Source organism: Streptomyces sp. HUAS 31, assembly GCF_028198125.1.
Classification (GTDB): Bacteria; Actinomycetota; Actinomycetes; order Streptomycetales; family Streptomycetaceae; genus Streptomyces; species Streptomyces chartreusis.
Genome location: NZ_CP116353.1, coordinates 1743071 through 1761904, shown reverse-complemented (window position 1 = coordinate 1761904; position 18834 = coordinate 1743071). Strand labels below are relative to the sequence as shown.

The following is an 18834-nucleotide window of genomic DNA, read 5'->3' as shown; positions in this document are numbered from 1 at the left end:
GGCCGCGAGCCCGCTGCCAGCGCCAATGGCCATGGAAGACGAGACGGAGTGGCACCGGATGCAGCATGCAGTGGGTTCTCCGCTGCCGCCGCCCCATCAGCCGGGGCACGGGTGGACACCGGCCGCACACGACCCGGGTGCGCATCACCCGGGTGGGCACCCGGGGCCCGCCGCGCACCAGGGTCAGGTCCCGCATCAGGGGCCTGCCGCGCATCAGGGGCCTGCTCCCCACCAGGGATCCGCGCCGGTGCCTCCGCCGCCTCCGGCGCAGGGCTTCGCACCTCCCGGACCGGTCCCGCACACGCCCCACCACGTCCAGGCCCCGCAGGCCCCCGAGACCACGGGCCATGTACCGCTGCCGCCCGGCGGCCCCGTCGGCATGCCGAGTGCCCCGCCCGCCGCCTCGGTACCCGACACGTCGACCACGACCATCGCGGTGCTGCTCATCGGCCCGGCCGGAGCCGGCAAGACGAGCGTCGCCAAGTACTGGGCGGACCACCGCCGGGTCCCCACGGCCCACATCAGCCTCGACGACGTGCGCGAATGGGTCCGCTCGGGCTTCGCCGACCCCCAGTCCGGGTGGAACGACAACTCCGAGGCCCAGTACCGTCTGGCCCGCCGCACCTGCGGCTTCGCCGCGCGGAACTTCCTGGCCAACGGCATTTCCTGCATCCTCGACGACGCGGTCTTCCCCGACCGCCCGGTGGTCGGCCTCGGCGGCTGGAAGCGTCACGTCGGTCCGGGGCTGCTGCCGGTGGTGCTGCTGCCCGGCCTGGAGATCGTCCTGGAGCGCAACGCCGAACGCGCGGGCAACCGCCGCCTCACCGACGAGGAGGTCGCCCGGATCCACGGCCGTATGGCGGGCTGGTACGGCTCGGGGCTGCCGATCATCGACAACTCCCAGCTCGACGTCCCGCAGACGGCCCGGGTCCTGGACGACGTACTGGCCCGCTCGATCGCGAGCCCGCCGAGCTGGTAGCCAACGCGATCGGGCCGCCCTGAAGGGGCGCGGGGAACTGCGCGAGCAACCCCCACCCACCCGCACACGGCACCCGGCCTCAGGTGGCACCCCCTCGTCCGAACGGCTCCCTCCCAACCGGCACAAACCGGACGAGCCTCCTACGCTCGTGTCATGTCAGAGGTGTACGCCGCCCGCCGAACCCGCCTACGGGAACGCTGCCAAGCCAGCGGCAGCGCCTCCGCGCTGATCTCCCGCCCCGCGAACGTCCGCTACCTCGCGGGCGCAGCCCCGCAGGACTCCGTGCTGCTCATCGGCAAGAACGAGGACCTGCTCGTGTGCGTCGGCCCACCCGGCGACCGCCCCGCCGAGGGCCGCCCCGACGAGGCCCTGCGGACGCACATCCTTCCCGGCGCCGGCGGTGACCCCGCGGTCGCCGCGGCCGACCTCGCCGCCGGACAGGGCGGCGACTCCCTCGCCGTGGAGGAACACCACCTCACCGTCGCCCGGCACCGGGCGATGCGCTCCGTCGTGCCCCGGCTGCGCCTGACCGACCTCGGCGGCGCGGTCGAACAGCTCCGCGTCGTGAAGGACGAGGAGGAGATCTCCTGCCTGCGCATCGGCGCCGAGATCGCCGACCAGGCCCTCGGTGAGCTCCTCGAATCCATCCTCGTCGGCCGCACCGAGCGCCATCTCGCCCTCGAACTCGAACGCCGCCTCGTGGATCACGGTGCCGACGGACCCGCCTTCCCGACCGCCGTCGCCACCGGCCCGAACTCCGGCCGACGCGCGCACCGGCCCACCGACCGCCGGGTCGAGGAGGGCGATTTCCTCTCCGTCTGCCTGGGGGCGACGTACCGCGGCTACCGCTGCGAGATCGGCCGTACCTTCGTCATCGGCACGTCCCCCGCCGACTGGCAGATCGATCTGTACGACCTGGTCTTCGCAGCCCAGCGGGCCGGACGGGAGATGCTGGCACCCGGCGCCGCCTACCGTGACGTGGACCGTGCCGCGCGCCAGGTGCTGGACTCCGCGGGGTACGCGGTGGGCCTTCCGGCGCTGACGGGGCACGGTGTGGGACTCGAAATCGACGAGGACCCGCAGTTGGCTCCCGCGGCCATGGGTAAACTGGACGCTTGCGTGCCGGTCACCGTCGAACCGGGGGTCCACCTCCCGGGCCGGGGCGGCGTCCGGATCGATGACACGCTCGTCGTCCGCCCCGAGGCGGACGGCGGACCCGAGCTACTCACCATCACGACCAAGGAGCTGCTCGCGCTCTAGCGACCCCAGGGAAGTCCAGGCACGTCCCCACGCCGCCCGGCACGCACTCTCGCCGCACCGGCCGAAGGCCCTAGTAGCTCCGCTACGAGGACCTCCACCCGGCACACCGAGAGCACGCACCGAACGACGCGGGAACGCACCCGCACTTCCCCGGCGCCGCTCGGAGTGCGTGCGCCGGGGTCGTCCACGTCAGTCCAGGAGATTCCGCAACCGTGGCTTCCACGAACGACCTCAAGAACGGCATGGTGCTCAAGCTCGACGGCGGCCAGCTGTGGTCCGTCGTCGAGTTCCAGCACGTCAAGCCCGGCAAGGGCCCGGCCTTCGTGCGCACCAAGCTCAAGAACGTGCTCTCCGGGAAGGTCGTCGACAAGACCTTCAACGCCGGCGTGAAGGTCGAGACGGCCACCGTCGACAAGCGCGACATGCAGTTCTCGTACATGGACGGCGAGTACTTCGTCTTCATGGACATGGAGACCTACGACCAGCTCATGGTCGACCGGAAGGCCGTCGGCGACGCCGCGAACTTCCTGATCGAGGGCTTCATGGCCACCGTCGCCCAGCACGAGGGCGAGGTGCTCTTCGTCGAGCTGCCGGCCGCCGTCGAGCTGGTCATCCAGGAGACCGAGCCGGGCGTCCAGGGCGACCGCTCCACCGGTGGCACCAAGCCCGCCACCCTGGAGACCGGTCACCAGATCCAGGTCCCGCTCTTCATCACCACCGGTGAGAAGATCAAGGTCGACACCCGCACGAGCGACTACCTCGGCCGGGTGAACAGCTAAATTGGCTGCCCGCAACACGGCCCGCAAGCGCGCCTTCCAGATCCTCTTCGAGGGGGACCAGCGCGGAGCGGACGTCCTGACGGTCCTCGCGGACTGGATCCGGCTCTCCCGGACCGACACCCGGCAGCCGCCGGTCAGCGAGTACACGATGCAGCTCGTCGAGGGCTACGCGCAGCACGCGAGGCGCATCGACGAACTGATCGCGCAGTACGCCGTCGGCTGGACGCTGGACCGGATGCCGGTCGTGGACCGCAACATCCTCCGCCTCGGCGCGTACGAGCTGATCTGGGTCGACGAGACCCCGGACGCCGTCGTGCTGGACGAGATGGTGCAGCTGGCGAAGGAGTTCTCCACGGACGAGTCGCCCTCGTTCGTCAACGGCCTCCTCGGCCGTTTCAAGGACCTCAAGCCCTCGCTGCGCCGCGAAGAGGCGTAAGGGCTCGACGAAGACGCGGGAGGGCCCCCCGCGGGGGCGGCGGGCCCTCCCGCGTCTTCTTGTGCCTCCGGGGCTTCCAACGGCGGCAGAAAGCCGCCGGGGTGGCCGCAACCCAATCGGTTTCGGCCACCCCGGCGGTACGTTTCTGCTCAGACGTGGCGGGCTCAGCCCTCGTCGGCGTGGGAGACCGCGCGACGCGCGTCCGCGTCCAGCACGCCCCAGCTGATCAGCTGCTCGGTGAGGACCGAGGGGGACTGGTCGTAGATGACGGCGAGTGTGCGCAGGTCGTCCTGGCGGATCGAGAGCACCTTGCCGTTGTAGTCACCGCGCTGCGACTGGATGGTCGCGGCATAGCGCTGCAGCGGACCCGCCTTCTCGGCCGGCACATGAGCCAGCCGCTCCAGGTCCAGGACCAGCTTCGGCGGCGGCTCGGCGGCCCCGCCCGGCGTGGTGCCCGGCAGCAGCTCCTGAACCGGAACGCCGTAGAAATCCGCCAACTCGGCGAGGCGCTGCACGGTCACGGCGCGGTCACCGCGCTCGTACGAACCGACCACGACGGCCTTCCAGCGTCCCTGGGACTTCTCCTCGACACCGTGGAGGGAAAGGCCCTGCTGGGTGCGGATGGCCCGGAGTTTGGCCCCGAGCTGTTTGGCGTATTCGCTGGACATATAGCTCCCCGGACACTGTGTCGACGCGGTCTGGCTTGGGTTCCATGCCGCGCGGTTGGTAACTCACTGTGAGGTTACGCAGCGTTACTCTGGCCCGTCAAGCCGAATGGTCCACACCGACGCTTCCGTGCTATCGGTGGCCGATTGGGCCAAGGGGGTGATGAGGCGCCCTCCGGCGGCCTGCTAACGTGTATGGCGCAAACCAGACGTCCTTTAAGGTCCGTCCCGTGAGGCGGAGAAGGAGGTCCTTTTCGTATGGACAGGCAGCAGGACTCGCAAGCGTCCGACGCCAGGCCCGTTCTCGAAGGCCCTGACATCGCGCGGGTGTTGACCCGCATCGCCCACGAGATCGTCGAGCGCGCCAAGGGCGCCGACGACGTGGTGCTCCTCGGGATTCCCACCCGAGGCGTCTTCCTCGCCCAGCGGCTCGCCGCCAAGCTCGAGGAGATCACCGAGCGCAAGATGCCGGTCGGCTCGCTCGACATCACGATGTACCGCGACGACCTGCGCATGCACCCGCCGCGTGCGCTCGCCCGCACCGAGATCCCCGGTGACGGCATCGACGGCCGCCTCGTCATCCTCGTCGACGACGTCCTGTTCTCCGGCCGCACCATCCGCGCCGCGCTCGACGCCCTCAACGACATCGGCCGTCCGCGCGCGGTCCAGCTCGCGGTCCTCGTCGACCGGGGCCACCGCGAACTGCCCATCCGCGCCGACTACGTCGGCAAGAACATCCCCACGTCGCTGCGGGAGACGGTCAAGGTCCAGCTCGCCGAGGAGGACGGTCGCGACACCGTGCTGCTCGGTGCCAAGCAGACCTCCCAGTAGCGCCTGAGGCGTACGCCGCTGTCGTACGTCCGCTCAGTGCGCCCTCGCGCGCACCCGTCTGCCCTGATTCTCCCGATTGAACTGCCTTACGGAGCCTGACAGATGCAGCGTCATCTCATCTCGGCCGCCGACCTCACCCGCGACGACGCCGTCCTGATCCTCGACACCGCCGAGGAGATGGCCCGGGTCGCCGACCGGCCGATCAAGAAGTTGCCGACCCTGCGCGGCCGCACCGTCGTGAACCTCTTCTTCGAGGACTCCACGCGCACCCGCATCTCCTTCGAGGCCGCCGAGAAGCGGCTGTCCGCGGACGTCATCAACTTCACCGCCAAGGGATCGAGCGTCTCCAAGGGCGAGTCCCTGAAGGACACCGCCCAGACCCTGGAGGCCATGGGCGTCGACGCCGTGGTCATCCGGCACGGCGCCTCCGGAGCGCCGTACCGCCTCGCCAACTCCGGCTGGATCGACGCGGCCGTCATCAACGCCGGCGACGGCACCCACCAGCACCCCACGCAGGCCCTCCTGGACGCCTTCACGATGCGCCGCCGGCTCGTCGGCCGGGACGCCGGGCTCGGCCAGGACCTCGACGGCCGGCGCATCACGATCGTCGGCGACGTGCTGCACAGCCGCGTCGCCCGCTCCAACGTCGACCTGCTGCACACCCTCGGCGCCGAGGTCACCCTGGTCGCCCCGCCCACCCTGGTGCCGGTCGGCGTCGAGACCTGGCCCTGCGAGGTGTCGTACGACCTCGACAGCACCCTTCCGAAGTCCGACGCGGTGATGATGCTGCGCGTGCAGCGCGAGCGGATGAACGCCGCGTTCTTCCCGACCGAGCGCGAGTACTCGCGGCGCTACGGCCTCGACGGCGACCGCATGGCGAAGATGCCCGAGCACGCCATCGTGATGCACCCCGGCCCGATGGTCCGCGGCATGGAGATCACCGCCGAGGTCGCCGACTCTGAGCGCTGCACCGCCATCGAGCAGGTCGCAAACGGAGTCTCCATCCGGATGGCCGTTCTCTACCTGCTGCTGGGCGGGAACGAACCGGCCGCCGCCCACACCCGTACCGAGGAGAAGTAAGACCATGAGCAAGATCCTGATCCGTGGTGCGAAGGTGCTCGGCGGCGAGCCGCAGGACGTGCTGATCGACGGCGGGACCATCGCCGCGGTGGGCACCGCCCTGAGCGACGAGGGCGCCCAGGTCGTCGAGGCGGCCGGCAAGGTCCTCCTGCCGGGCCTGGTCGACCTCCACACCCATCTGCGCGAGCCGGGCCGCGAGGACTCCGAGACCGTGCTGACCGGCACCCGCGCGGCGGCCTCCGGCGGCTTCACGGCCGTGTTCGCCATGGCCAACACCTTCCCGGTCGCCGACACCGCCGGCGTGGTCGAGCAGGTCTACAGGCTCGGCCAGGAGCACGGCTACTGCGACGTGCAGCCCATCGGGGCCGTCACCGTCGGCCTGGAGGGGCGCAAGCTCGCCGAGCTGGGCGCCATGCACGAGTCGGCCGCCGGCGTCACCGTCTTCTCCGACGACGGCAAGTGCGTCGACGACGCCGTGATCATGCGCCGCGCGCTGGAGTACGTGAAGGCCTTCGGTGGGGTCGTCGCCCAGCACGCGCAGGAGCCGCGGCTGACCGAGGGCGCCCAGATGAACGAGGGCGTCGTCTCCGCCGAGCTGGGTCTCGGCGGCTGGCCCGCGGTGGCCGAAGAATCGATCATCGCCCGGGATGTCCTGCTCGCCGAGCACGTCGGCTCCCGCGTTCACATCTGCCACCTGTCGACCGCCGGGTCCGTCGAGATCGTCCGCTGGGCCAAGTCCCGCGGCATCGACGTCACCGCCGAGGTCACCCCGCACCACCTGCTCCTCACCGACGAGATGGTGCGCACCTACAACCCGGTCTACAAGGTGAACCCGCCGCTGCGCACCGAGCGTGACGTGATGGCGCTGCGCGAGGCGCTCGCCGACGGCACGATCGACATCGTCGCCACCGACCACGCCCCGCACCCGCACGAGGACAAGGACTGCGAGTGGGCCGCGGCCGCCATGGGGATGGTCGGCCTGGAGACCGCGCTGTCGGTGGTGCAGGCGACCATGGTGGACACCGGGCTCCTGACCTGGGCCGGGGTCGCCGAGCGCATGTCCGTCAAGCCCGCGCAGATCGGGCAGGCCGGCGGGCACGGCCGTCCCGTCTCGGCTGGTGAGCCCGCCAACCTCACGCTCGTCGACACGGAATACCGTGGGTCCGTGGACCCCGCGGGCTTCGCCTCGCGCAGCCGCAACACCCCGTACGAGGGACGTGAGCTGCCGGGCCGTGTGACGCACACGTGGCTCCGGGGCAAGGCCACGCTCGTCGACGGGAAGCTCACGTGACACCTGCAACTCTGCTCGCCGCCGGACTCGCCGCCGAAAAGAAGTCGGCCGAGGTCACCGACTGGGCCGCCCGCGTGGGCTGGCTCGTCGGACTCGCCCTCTTCGTCGCGCTCGTCTACTGGCTGATGCGCGAGGGCTGGAAATGGCGCGGCACGCTCCAGGGCGACCTGCCCGAGCTGCCCAGCGCGCCGGACGACCCCGGCCCGGCGAGACTGAGCATGAGCGGCCGCTATCACGGCTCGACCACCGCAGGTCAGTGGCTCGACCGCATCGTGGCGCACGGCCTGGGCACCCGCAGCCGGGTCGAGCTCACCCTGACGGACGCGGGACTGGACGTCGTACGCCCCGGCGCGACCGACTTCTTCGTCCCCGCCGCGCAGCTGCGCGAGGCCCGGCTCGACAAGGGCATCGCCGGCAAGGTCCTGACCGAGGGCGGACTGCTCGTGGTGACCTGGGCGCACGGCGAGCGGCTGATCGACTCCGGATTCCGCTCGGACCACGCGGCCGAGCACAACGAGTGGGTCGACGCCATTAACTCCATGATCGACAACTCCAAGATCGACAACAACAGCACGGAAGGCGCCGAACGATGACGACCTCCACAAGGGGAGCCGGCAAGGTTCCCGCGGTACTCGTCCTGGAGGACGGCCGGATGTTCCGCGGCCGCGCCTACGGGGCCGTGGGGGTGACCTTCGGCGAGGCCGTGTTCTCCACCGGCATGACCGGCTACCAGGAGACCCTCACCGACCCGTCGTACCACCGCCAGGTCGTCGTGATGACCGCCCCGCACGTCGGCAACACCGGCGTCAACGACGAGGACCCGGAGAGCAAGCAGATCTGGGTCGCCGGCTACGTCGTGCGCGACCCCGCGCGCGTGCCCTCCAACTGGCGCGCCAAGCGCTCGCTGGACGAGGAGCTGCGCCGCCAGGGCGTCGTCGGAATCTCCGGCATCGACACCCGCGCCCTCACCCGCCACCTGCGCGAGCTCGGCGCCATGCGCGTCGGCATCTTCTCCGGCAACGCCCTGCCCGACGAGGGCACCATGCTCGCCGAGGTCCGCCAGGCTCCCGAGATGAAGGGCGCCGACCTCTCCGCCGAGGTGGCCACCAAGGAGGCGTACGTCGTCCCGGCGATCGGCGAGAAGAAGTTCACCGTCGCCGCCGTCGACCTCGGCATCAAGGGCATGACCCCGCACCGCATGGCCGAGCGCGGCATCGAGGTGCACGTGCTGCCCGCCACGGCCACCGCCGACGACGTCTACGCCGTGAACCCCGACGGCGTGTTCTTCTCCAACGGCCCCGGCGACCCGGCCACCGCCGACCACCCGGTCTCCGTCATGCAGGCGGTCCTGGAGCGCGGCACCCCGCTGTTCGGCATCTGCTTCGGCAACCAGATCCTCGGCCGCGCCCTCGGCTTCGGCACCTACAAGCTGAAGTACGGCCACCGCGGCATCAACCAGCCGGTCCAGGACCGCACGACCGGCAAGGTCGAGGTCACCGCGCACAACCACGGCTTCGCCGTGGACGCGCCGACCGACAAGGTCTCCGAGACCCCCTACGGCCGTGCCGAGGTCTCCCACGTCTGCCTCAACGACAACGTGGTGGAGGGACTCCACCTCCTCGACAAGCCGGCCTTCAGCGTCCAGTACCACCCCGAAGCGGCAGCGGGCCCGCACGACGCCGCCTACCTGTTCGACCGCTTCGTATCCCTGATGGAGGGCCAGCGTGCCTAAGCGCACCGATATCCAGTCCGTCCTGGTCATCGGCTCCGGCCCGATCGTCATCGGCCAGGCCGCCGAGTTCGACTACTCCGGCACGCAGGCCTGCCGGGTCCTGAAGTCCGAGGGCCTGCGCGTCATCCTCGTGAACTCCAACCCGGCGACGATCATGACCGACCCGGAGATCGCCGACGCCACCTACGTCGAGCCGATCACCCCGGAGTTCGTCGAGAAGATCATCGCCAAGGAGCGGCCCGACACGCTGCTGCCCACCCTGGGCGGCCAGACGGCCCTCAACACCGCGATCTCGCTGCACGAGGCGGGCACGCTGGAGAAGTACGGCGTCGAGCTGATCGGCGCCAACGTCGAGGCCATCAACAAGGGCGAGGACCGCGACCTCTTCAAGGACGTCGTCGAGGCGGTCCGCGGCAAGATCGGGCACGGCGAGTCCGCCCGCTCGGTGATCTGCCACTCGATGGAGGACGTCCTCGCGGGTGTCGAGACCCTCGGCGGCTACCCGGTCGTGGTGCGCCCGTCCTTCACCATGGGCGGCGCCGGCTCCGGCTTCGCGCACGACGAGGAGGAGCTGCGCCGCATCGCCGGCCAGGGCCTCACGCTCTCCCCGACCACCGAGGTGCTCCTGGAGGAGTCCATCCTCGGCTGGAAGGAGTACGAGCTGGAGCTGATGCGCGACAAGCACGACAACGTCGTGGTCGTCTGCTCCATCGAGAACTTCGACCCGATGGGCGTGCACACCGGCGACTCCATCACGGTCGCGCCGGCGATGACCCTCACCGACCGCGAGTACCAGGTGCTGCGTGACGTCGGTATCGCGATCATCCGCGAGGTCGGCGTCGACACCGGCGGCTGCAACATCCAGTTCGCGGTGAACCCCGAGGACGGTCGCGTGATCGTCATCGAGATGAACCCGCGCGTGTCGCGCTCCTCGGCCCTCGCCTCCAAGGCGACCGGCTTCCCCATCGCCAAGATCGCGGCCAAGCTCGCCGTCGGCTACACCCTCGACGAGATCCCGAACGACATCACGCAGGAGACCCCGGCCTCCTTCGAGCCCACGCTCGACTACGTGGTCGTCAAGGCCCCGCGGTTCGCCTTCGAGAAGTTCCCGCAGGCCGACTCCACCCTCACCACCACCATGAAGTCGGTCGGCGAGGCCATGGCCATCGGCCGCAACTTCACCGAGGCATTCCAGAAGGCGCTGCGCTCGCTGGAGAAGAAGGGCAGCCAGTTCACCTTCGTGGGCGAGCCCGGCGACAAGGTCGAGCTGCTGCGCGAGGCCGTCCGCCCCACCGACGGCCGTATCAACGCCGTCATGCAGGCCATCCGCGCGGGCGCCACCCAGGAGGAGGTCTTCGAGTACACGAAGATCGACCCCTGGTTCGTCGACCAGCTCTTCCTGATCAAGGAGATCGCCGACGAGATCGCCGAGGCCGCGAAGCTCACCCCCGAGCTGCTCGCCGAGGCCAAGCGGCACGGCTTCTCCGACCAGCAGATCGGCGAGATCCGCGGCCTGCGCGAGGACGTCGTGCGCGAGGTGCGGCACGCGCTGGGCATCCGCCCGGTCTACAAGACGGTCGACACCTGCGCCGCCGAGTTCGCCGCGAGGACGCCGTACTTCTACTCCTCCTACGACGAGGAGACCGAGGTCGCGCCGCGCGAGAAGCCGGCCGTCATCATCCTGGGCTCCGGCCCCAACCGCATCGGCCAGGGCATCGAGTTCGACTACTCCTGCGTCCACGCCTCCTTCGCGCTGAGCGACGCCGGGTACGAGACCGTGATGGTCAACTGCAACCCCGAGACCGTCTCCACGGACTACGACACCTCCGACCGCCTGTACTTCGAGCCGCTGACGCTGGAGGACGTGCTGGAGATCGTCCACGCGGAGCAGCAGGCCGGGCCGGTGGCGGGCGTCGTCGTGCAGCTCGGCGGTCAGACCCCGCTGGGCCTGTCGCAGGCCCTGAAGGACAACGGCGTGCCGATCGTCGGCACCTCGCCTGAGGCCATCCACGCCGCCGAGGACCGGGGCGCCTTCGGCCGCGTCCTCGCCGAGGCGGGCCTGCCGGCCCCCAAGCACGGCACCGCGACCACCTTCGCGGGCGCCAAGGCCATCGCGGACGAGATCGGCTACCCGGTCCTGGTGCGGCCGTCGTACGTCCTCGGCGGGCGCGGCATGGAGATCGTCTACGACGAGACCCGGCTGGAGTCCTACATCGCCGAGTCGACCGAGATCAGCCCCTCGCGGCCGGTCCTCGTCGACCGGTTCCTGGACGACGCCATCGAGATCGACGTCGACGCGCTCTACGACGGCCATGAGCTGTACCTCGGCGGCGTCATGGAGCACATCGAGGAGGCCGGCATCCACTCCGGCGACTCGGCGTGCGCCCTGCCCCCGATCACGCTCGGCGGCTTCGACATCAAGCGCCTGCGGGCCTCCACGGAGGCCATCGCCAAGGGCGTCGGCGTACGCGGCCTCATTAACATCCAGTTCGCGATGGCCGGCGACATCCTGTACGTCCTGGAGGCCAACCCGCGCGCCTCCCGCACCGTCCCCTTCACCTCGAAGGCGACCGCGGTGCCGCTGGCGAAGGCCGCCGCCCGGATCTCGCTGGGCGCGACCATCGCCGAACTGCGCACGGAAGGGATCCTTCCGGCGACCGGCGACGGCGGCGAACTCCCGCTCGACGCGCCGATCTCCGTCAAGGAGGCCGTCATGCCGTGGTCGCGCTTCCGCGACATCCACGGCCGCGGCGTCGACACCATCCTCGGCCCGGAGATGCGCTCCACCGGCGAGGTCATGGGCATCGACTCCGTCTTCGGCACGGCGTACGCCAAGTCGCAGGCGGGCGCCTACGGCCCGCTGCCCACCAAGGGCCGCGCGTTCATCTCGGTCGCCAACCGCGACAAGCGCTCGATGATCTTCCCGGCGCGTGAGCTGGTCGCCCACGGCTTCGAGCTGATGGCCACCTCCGGCACCGCCGAGGTCCTCAAGCGCAACGGCATCAACGCCACCGTCGTGCGCAAGCAGTCCGAGGGCGAGGGCCCGAACGGCGAGAAGACCATCGTCCAGCTCATCCACGACGGCGAGGTCGACCTCATCGTCAACACCCCGTACGGCACCGGCGGCCGCCTCGACGGCTACGACATCCGTACGGCGGCCGTGGCGCGGTCCGTGCCCTGCCTGACGACGGTCCAGGCGCTCGCCGCCGCCGTCCAGGGCATCGACGCCCTCAACCACGGCGATGTGGGCGTGCGTTCCCTCCAGGAACACGCCGAGCATCTGACCGCGGCCCGCGACTAGCAGCCCTGAGGGGGACACCGGAAACGGTGTCCCCCTCTTCATGAGGCTCACCGAGGCTTCGAAGAGGACAACACGATGTACAAGCTTTTCTTCCGTCTGGTCTTCAAACGGATGGACCCGGAGCAGGCCCATCACCTGGCGTTCCGCTGGATCCGGCTCGCCGCCCGCATCCCCGTGCTGCGCACCTTCGTCGCGGCCGCCCTCGCGCCCCGCCACAAGGAGCTGCGCACCGAGGCCTTCGGGCTGCGCATGCACGGCCCCTTCGGGCTCGCCGCCGGCTTCGACAAGAACGCCGTCGCGATCGACGGGATGTCGATGCTGGGCTTCGACCACGTCGAGATCGGCACCGTGACCGGCGAGGCACAGCCGGGCAACCCCAAGAAGCGGCTGTTCAGGCTCGTGCAGGACCGCGCGCTCATCAACCGCATGGGCTTCAACAACGAGGGCTCGCTGGCCGTGGCGGCCCGCCTGGCCTCCCGTACGCCCGTCTTCAGGACCGTCGTCGGCGTCAACATCGGCAAGACCAAGGTCGTCCCGGAGGCCGAGGCCGCCGCCGACTACGTGAAGTCGACCGAGCGGCTCGCGCCGTACGCCGACTACCTGGTCGTGAACGTCTCCTCGCCCAACACGCCCGGCCTGCGCAACCTCCAGGCCACGGAGTCCCTGCGGCCGCTCCTGAGCGCCGTCCGCGAGGCCGCCGACCGCACGGTGCCCGGCCGCCGGGTGCCGCTGCTCGTGAAGATCGCGCCGGACCTCGCCGACGAGGACGTCGACGCCGTCGCCGACCTGGCCGTCGAGCTGGGCCTGGACGGGATCATCGCCACGAACACCACCATCGCGCGCGAGGGACTCGGGCTGAAGTCGGACCCCACCCTCGTGAAGGAGACCGGCGGCCTGTCCGGAGCACCCCTCAAGGCGCGCTCCCTGGAGGTCCTGCGGCGCCTGTACGCGCGCGTGGGCGACCGGATCACCCTGGTGGGCGTCGGCGGCGTCGAGAACGCCGAGGACGCCTGGCAGCGCATCCTCGCCGGTGCCACGCTCGTGCAGGGATACAGCGCGTTCATCTACGAGGGGCCCTTCTGGGGCCGTGCCATCCACAAGGGGCTCGCCGCGCGCCTGCGCAACAGCCCGTACGCCACCCTCGCCGACGCGGTCGGCGCCGACGTAAGGAAGCCGGCATGAGCTCTCTCGAACCCTTCGGCGCACGTCTGCGCCGTGCCATGGACGAGCGCGGCCCCCTGTGCGTCGGGATCGACCCGCACGCCTCCCTGCTGTCCGAGTGGGGCCTGAACGACGACGTGGCGGGCCTGGAGCGGTTCAGCCGCACGGTCGTGGAGGCGATGGCCGACCGGGTCGCCGTGCTCAAGCCGCAGAGCGCGTTCTTCGAGCGCTTCGGGTCGCGCGGCGTCGCCGTCCTGGAGAAGTCGGTCGAGGAGGCGCGCGCGGCCGGGGCGCTGGTGGTGATGGACGCCAAGCGCGGCGACATCGGCTCGACCATGGCCGCGTACGCCGAGACCTTCCTGCGCAAGGACTCGCCGCTGTTCTCCGACGCGCTGACCGTCTCGCCGTACCTCGGCTACGGATCGCTCTCGCCGGCCATCGCGCTGGCCCGGGAGAGCGGCGCCGGGCTGTTCGTGCTCGCGCTGACGTCGAACCCGGAGGGCGGCGAGGTCCAGCACGCGGTCCGCGCGGACGGCCGCACCGTCGGCGCGACGATGCTGGCGCACCTGGCGGCCGAGAACGAGGGCGAGCAGCCGATGGGGTCCTTCGGCGCGGTCGTCGGGGCCACGCTCGGCGACCTGTCGTCCTACGACCTCTCGATCAATGGTCCGATCCTCGCGCCCGGCATCGGGGCCCAGGGCGCCACGGCGGCGGATCTTCCGCACGTCTTCGGCGCCGCTGCGCGCAATGTCGTCCCGAACGTCAGCCGGGGCGTTCTGCGGCACGGGCCGGACGTCGTCGCGCTGCGTGAGTCCGCGTCACGCTTCGCCGATGAGATCGCGCACGCCGTATCGGGCGTCTGACCGCCGGCAGAGGTGTTCGAGCCGGTCGCGGGGGTCCTCCGATGAGTGGCCCGCGGCCGACTTGAGTCTGGATACATCCTCAAATCCAGGGCATTATGTCCTAAATGTCCGGCCTGACGGAGGCTGACCAGGACTTTTCCGCTGTTCTCGCTGACTCTGGCGGACTTGGCCGCTAGTCTCCGACGAGTGAGGGAGCCTCCCACGCCCTTCAGGCAGTGGGGGAGTGCGGGCAGCGTGTTGCTCGTGGCTCCCCAGGTGTGGGGCGACTAGGTTCCTCACCGGTCCGTATCCGACAGTTCGACATCCGAGGTGACGTAGGCGTGGCTCTTCCGCCCCTTACCCCTGAACAGCGCGCAGCCGCGCTCGAAAAGGCCGCCGCGGCTCGCCGGGAGCGGGCCGAGGTCAAGAATCGACTCAAGCACTCCGGCGCCTCCCTGCACGAGGTCATCAAGCAGGGCCAGGAGAACGACGTCATCGGCAAGATGAAGGTCTCCGCGCTGCTTGAGTCCCTGCCGGGCGTGGGCAAGGTCCGCGCCAAGCAGATCATGGAGCGACTCGGCATCTCCGAGAGCCGCCGCGTGCGCGGTCTCGGCTCGAACCAGATCGCCTCCCTGGAGCGTGAGTTCGGCAGCACCGGCTCCTGAGCCGGCGCTCTTGAGACAGGGAGTCCCGGGCACTCCGGGATTGCTGGAATAATCGCTGCATGAGTGAACGTCCGCGGCTGACCGTGCTCTCCGGCCCCTCAGGGGTCGGCAAGAGCACGGTCGTCGCCCATATGCGCAAGGAACACCCCGAGGTCTGGCTCTCGGTGTCGGCGACGACCCGCAAGCCCCGCCCCGGCGAGAAGCACGGTGTCCACTACTTCTTCGTCACCGACGACGAGATGGACAAGCTGATCGCCAACGGTGAGCTGCTGGAGTGGGCGGAGTTCGCCGGCAACCGCTACGGCACGCCGCGTGCGGCCGTGCTGGAGCGGCTGGAGGCGGGTGAGCCCGTCCTGCTGGAGATCGACCTCCAGGGGGCGCGGCAGGTCCGTGAGTCCATGGCCGAGGCTCAGCTGGTGTTCCTGGCTCCTCCCTCCTGGGAGGAGCTCGTGCGCAGACTCACCGGGCGTGGCACCGAGGCGCCCGAGGTGATCGAACGCCGGCTGGACGCGGCGAAGGTCGAGCTGGCGGCCGAGCCGGAGTTCGACACCACCCTGGTCAACACCTCCGTCGAGGACGTGGCGCGCGAGCTGCTAGCCTTGGTGGACGTTGTGTGATCGTGACTGTGTGGTCATGACTGTTCGGTCCTGACCGATTCAGCCAGGCCTGATCATGCGCACTGAATCTTTCCCATCCATCGGAAGGTAGAGCGTGTCCTCTTCCATCTCCGCGCCCGAGGGCATCATCAACCCGCCGATCGACGAGCTCCTCGAGGCCACCGACTCGAAGTACAGCCTCGTGATCTACGCGGCCAAGCGGGCCCGCCAGATCAACGCGTACTACTCGCAGCTCGGCGAGGGCCTCCTCGAGTACGTCGGTCCGCTCGTCGACACCCACGTCCACGAGAAGCCGCTCTCGATCGCCCTGCGCGAGATCAACGCGGGTCTGCTGACGTCCGAGGCCGTCGAAGGCCCGGCGCAGTAAAAGGCTCGGCGCAGTAAGTAGTATTTTCAGCTTTGAGCTGGCTTTTCCACAGGCCCGGCAGCAGCGACTGTCGGGCCTGTGGTCTGCTCGGGGTGCGGGGACGGTCCCGCCCGTGATGCAGCATGGAGTCATCGGTCAACGAGTGGGGAGGCCCGGTGGACAAGCCGAAGGTCGTTCTGGGGGTCAGCGGCGGCATCGCCGCGTACAAGGCCTGTGAGCTGCTGCGCAGGCTCACCGAGTCGGGGCACGACGTCCGCGTCGTCCCCACGGCCTCCGCCCTGCACTTCGTCGGTGCCGCCACCTGGTCCGCCCTCTCCGGCAACCCCGTCTCGACGGAGGTCTGGGACGACGTCCACGAGGTCCCGCACGTCCGCATCGGCCAGCACGCCGACCTGGTGATCGTCGCCCCGGCCACGGCCGACACCCTCGCCAAGGCCGCGCACGGCCTCGCCGACGACCTGCTGACCAACACCCTGCTCACCGCCCGCTGCCCGGTGGTCTTCGCACCCGCCATGCACACCGAGATGTGGGAGCACGCGGCCACCCAGGAGAACGTGGCGACGCTGCGCCGACGCGGCGCGATCGTCATCGAGCCCGCCGTCGGCCGGCTCACCGGCGTGGACACCGGCAAGGGCCGGCTGCCCGACCCGGCCGAGATCTTCGAGGTCTGCCGCCGGGTGCTGGCCCGCGGCGTCACCGAGCCCGACCTCAAGGGACGGCACGTCGTCGTCAGCGCCGGCGGCACCCGCGAGCCCCTCGACCCGGTCCGCTTCCTCGGCAACCGCTCCTCCGGCAAGCAGGGCTACGCCCTCGCCCGCACCGCCGCCGCCCGGGGCGCCCGCGTCACGCTGATCTCGGCGAACGCGGGACTGCCCGAGCCCGCCGGCGTGGACGTCGTGCCGGTCGGCACGGCCGTGCAGCTGCGGGAGGCGGTCCTCAAGGCGGCCTCGGACGCCGACGCGGTGGTGATGGCGGCCGCGGTCGCCGACTTCCGCCCCGCGACCTACGCCGCCGGAAAGATCAAGAAGAAGGACGGGGAGGATCCGGAACCCATCGTTCTGGTGCGTAATCCGGACATCCTCGCGGAGATCTCCGCCGACCGTGCCCGCCCCGGCCAGGTGATCGTCGGCTTCGCCGCCGAGACGGACAATGTGCTGGCCAACGGCCGTAAGAAGCTGGAACGCAAGGGGTGCGACCTCCTCGTGGTGAACGAGGTGGGGGAGCGCAAGACGTTCGGCTCGGAGGAGAACGAGGCGGTCGTCCTGGGCGCCGACGGCAGCGAGACCCCGGTCCCGTACGGACCCAAGGAGGCCCTGGCCGAAACGGTGTGGGACCTGGTGGCGCGACGGCTCGGGTGAATTGTTTGATGCGCCCGGGCTTCTCTCGTGCCTTCCTTGATTCCGGTGTGGCGTGCCTGGTCAAGGGGGTGTGACATTGGGCAGAATGCCCGTGCCGCAGGTCACAGCCCTCCCGAGAGGCGAGACAGGGGGTCCGTGACCGAGCACGACAGATAAACTGTCCTCGGACGACGCCGGGCGCAGCTCCCGACCGTCCGCCAATGATCAGCCAGCAGCCGCTGCAACCACAGGGAGCGTTGTGTCCCGTCGCCTGTTCACCTCGGAGTCCGTGACCGAGGGTCACCCCGACAAGATCGCTGACCAGATCAGCGACACCATTCTCGACGCGCTTCTGCGCGAGGACCCGTCCTCCCGGGTCGCTGTCGAGACCCTGATCACCACCGGGCTCGTGCATGTGGCCGGAGAGGTCACGACCAAGACGTACGCGGACATCGCGACGCTGGTCCGCAACAAGATCCTCGAGATCGGCTACGACTCCTCCAAGAAGGGCTTCGACGGCGCCTCCTGCGGAGTCTCCGTCTCGATCGGCTCGCAGTCGCCCGACATCGCGCAGGGCGTGGACACGGCGTACGAGTCCCGGGTCGAGGGCGACGAGGACGAGCTCGACCGTCAGGGTGCCGGTGACCAGGGCCTGATGTTCGGCTACGCCACGGACGAGACGCCGACGCTGATGCCGCTGCCGATCTTCCTGGCGCACCGCCTGTCCAAGCGCCTCTCCGAGGTCCGCAAGAACGGCACCATTCCCTACCTGCGCCCGGACGGCAAGACGCAGGTCACCATCGAGTACGACGGTGACAAGGCGGTCCGTCTGGACACCGTGGTCGTCTCCTCGCAGCACGCGAGCGACATCGACCTCGACTCGCTTCTCGCGCCCGACATCCGCGAGTTCGTGGTCGAGCCGGAGCTCAAGGCCCTCCTCGACGAGGGCATCAAGCTGGACACCGAGAACTACCGCCTCCTGGTCAACCCCACCGGTCGCTTCGAGATCGGCGGTCCGATGGGTGACGCGGGCCTGACCGGCCGGAAGATCATCATCGACACCTACGGCGGCATGGCCCGGCACGGCGGCGGTGCCTTCTCCGGCAAGGACCCGTCCAAGGTCGACCGTTCGGCGGCGTACGCGATGCGCTGGGTCGCCAAGAACGTCGTAGCGGCCGGTCTGGCCGCCCGCTGCGAGGTCCAGGTGGCGTACGCGATCGGCAAGGCCGAGCCGGTGGGCCTGTTCGTCGAGACCTTCGGCACCCACAAGATCGAGCCCGAGAAGATCGAGAAGGCGATCGACGAGGTCTTCGACCTCCGCCCGGCCGCGATCATCCGCGACCTCGACCTGCTGCGCCCGATCTACGCCCAGACGGCGGCCTACGGCCACTTCGGCCGTGAGCTGCCGGAGTTCACCTGGGAGCGGACGGACCGCGTGGAGGCGCTGAAGAAGGCTGCGGGGCTGTAAGCCCGGCTCCACGGTTCGTACGA

18 protein-coding genes are annotated in these 18834 nt (G+C 70.1%); 17 read left to right on the top strand and 1 reads right to left on the bottom strand.

Features of this window, described 5'->3' with window-relative positions; translation table 11 throughout:
• Nucleotides 1-58: 58 nt before the first annotated feature.
• The 4 genes from PGH47_RS07600 to nusB all read left to right on the top strand — a co-directional run bounded on the left by PGH47_RS07600 (nucleotide 59) and on the right by nusB (nucleotide 3454).
• Nucleotides 59-979 (top strand): Pro-rich N-terminal domain-containing protein, encoded by a 921-nt coding sequence (locus PGH47_RS07600; protein WP_271662797.1) that lies wholly within the window; start codon nucleotides 59-61, stop codon nucleotides 977-979.
• Nucleotides 980-1132: 153 nt separating this feature from the next.
• Nucleotides 1133-2239 (top strand): aminopeptidase P family protein, encoded by a 1107-nt coding sequence (locus tag PGH47_RS07595; protein WP_271662796.1) that lies wholly within the window; start codon nucleotides 1133-1135, stop codon nucleotides 2237-2239.
• A 212-nt stretch (nucleotides 2240-2451) separates the two neighbouring features.
• Nucleotides 2452-3018: an elongation factor P gene (gene efp, locus PGH47_RS07590; protein WP_030947394.1), complete on the top strand. Its 567-nt coding sequence runs from the start codon at nucleotides 2452-2454 to the stop codon at nucleotides 3016-3018.
• Nucleotide 3019: 1 nt separating this feature from the next.
• Entirely contained in the window at nucleotides 3020-3454 is a 435-nt protein-coding gene (gene nusB / locus PGH47_RS07585) for a transcription antitermination factor NusB (RefSeq protein WP_125527467.1), read from the top strand.
• A 164-nt stretch (nucleotides 3455-3618) separates the two neighbouring features.
• On the opposite strand, the gene bldD is transcribed toward nusB, so the two are convergent.
• Entirely contained in the window at nucleotides 3619-4122 is a 504-nt protein-coding gene (gene bldD / locus PGH47_RS07580; RefSeq protein WP_007491469.1) for a transcriptional regulator BldD, read from the bottom strand.
• A 255-nt stretch (nucleotides 4123-4377) separates the two neighbouring features.
• Here bldD and pyrR point away from each other — a divergent pair, with 255 nt between their 5' ends.
• The 13 genes from pyrR to metK all read left to right on the top strand — a co-directional run bounded on the left by pyrR (nucleotide 4378) and on the right by metK (nucleotide 18811).
• A complete protein-coding gene (gene pyrR, locus PGH47_RS07575; protein ID WP_030947389.1) occupies nucleotides 4378-4950 on the top strand; it encodes a bifunctional pyr operon transcriptional regulator/uracil phosphoribosyltransferase PyrR in 573 nt (190 codons plus the stop codon).
• A gap of 102 nt (nucleotides 4951-5052) precedes the next feature.
• On the top strand, nucleotides 5053-6030 hold the full coding sequence (locus tag PGH47_RS07570; RefSeq protein ID WP_030947387.1) for an aspartate carbamoyltransferase catalytic subunit: 978 nt from the start codon (nucleotides 5053-5055) through the stop codon (nucleotides 6028-6030).
• 4 nt (nucleotides 6031-6034) lie between these two features.
• The gene (locus PGH47_RS07565; protein WP_271662795.1) at nucleotides 6035-7321 is read left to right on the top strand and encodes a dihydroorotase; all 1287 of its coding nucleotides are present in this window, start codon (nucleotides 6035-6037) and stop codon (nucleotides 7319-7321) included.
• Complete coding sequence (locus PGH47_RS07560) at nucleotides 7318-7914, top strand: PH-like domain-containing protein (protein WP_271662794.1); 597 nt, start codon at nucleotides 7318-7320, stop codon at nucleotides 7912-7914. The genes PGH47_RS07565 and PGH47_RS07560 overlap by 4 nt, the downstream gene beginning before the upstream one ends.
• Entirely contained in the window at nucleotides 7911-9053 is a 1143-nt protein-coding gene (gene carA, locus PGH47_RS07555; RefSeq protein ID WP_107909379.1) for a glutamine-hydrolyzing carbamoyl-phosphate synthase small subunit, read from the top strand. Before PGH47_RS07560 ends, carA begins: the two co-directional genes overlap by 4 nt.
• Nucleotides 9046-12354: a carbamoyl-phosphate synthase large subunit gene (gene carB, locus PGH47_RS07550; RefSeq protein ID WP_271662793.1), complete on the top strand. Its 3309-nt coding sequence runs from the start codon at nucleotides 9046-9048 to the stop codon at nucleotides 12352-12354. Before carA ends, carB begins: the two co-directional genes overlap by 8 nt.
• Nucleotides 12355-12429: 75 nt before the next feature.
• Entirely contained in the window at nucleotides 12430-13536 is a 1107-nt protein-coding gene (locus PGH47_RS07545; protein WP_271662792.1) for a quinone-dependent dihydroorotate dehydrogenase, read from the top strand.
• Nucleotides 13533-14378 carry an orotidine-5'-phosphate decarboxylase gene (gene pyrF / locus PGH47_RS07540; protein WP_271662791.1) on the top strand — a complete coding sequence of 282 codons (846 nt, stop codon included), beginning with the start codon at nucleotides 13533-13535 and terminating at the stop codon, nucleotides 14376-14378. Before PGH47_RS07545 ends, pyrF begins: the two co-directional genes overlap by 4 nt.
• A gap of 320 nt (nucleotides 14379-14698) precedes the next feature.
• Entirely contained in the window at nucleotides 14699-15022 is a 324-nt protein-coding gene (locus PGH47_RS07535; RefSeq protein ID WP_003977346.1) for an integration host factor, read from the top strand.
• 59 nt (nucleotides 15023-15081) lie between these two features.
• Entirely contained in the window at nucleotides 15082-15639 is a 558-nt protein-coding gene (gene gmk / locus PGH47_RS07530) for a guanylate kinase (protein WP_269640394.1), read from the top strand.
• A gap of 94 nt (nucleotides 15640-15733) precedes the next feature.
• Entirely contained in the window at nucleotides 15734-16006 is a 273-nt protein-coding gene (gene rpoZ / locus PGH47_RS07525) for a DNA-directed RNA polymerase subunit omega (protein ID WP_003988945.1), read from the top strand.
• Between the two features lie 155 nt (nucleotides 16007-16161).
• The gene (gene coaBC / locus PGH47_RS07520; RefSeq protein WP_271662790.1) at nucleotides 16162-17364 is read left to right on the top strand and encodes a bifunctional phosphopantothenoylcysteine decarboxylase/phosphopantothenate--cysteine ligase CoaBC; all 1203 of its coding nucleotides are present in this window, start codon (nucleotides 16162-16164) and stop codon (nucleotides 17362-17364) included.
• Between the two features lie 238 nt (nucleotides 17365-17602).
• Nucleotides 17603-18811 carry a methionine adenosyltransferase gene (metK, locus tag PGH47_RS07515; RefSeq protein WP_126898354.1) on the top strand — a complete coding sequence of 403 codons (1209 nt, stop codon included), beginning with the start codon at nucleotides 17603-17605 and terminating at the stop codon, nucleotides 18809-18811.
• Nucleotides 18812-18834 lie beyond the last annotated feature (23 nt).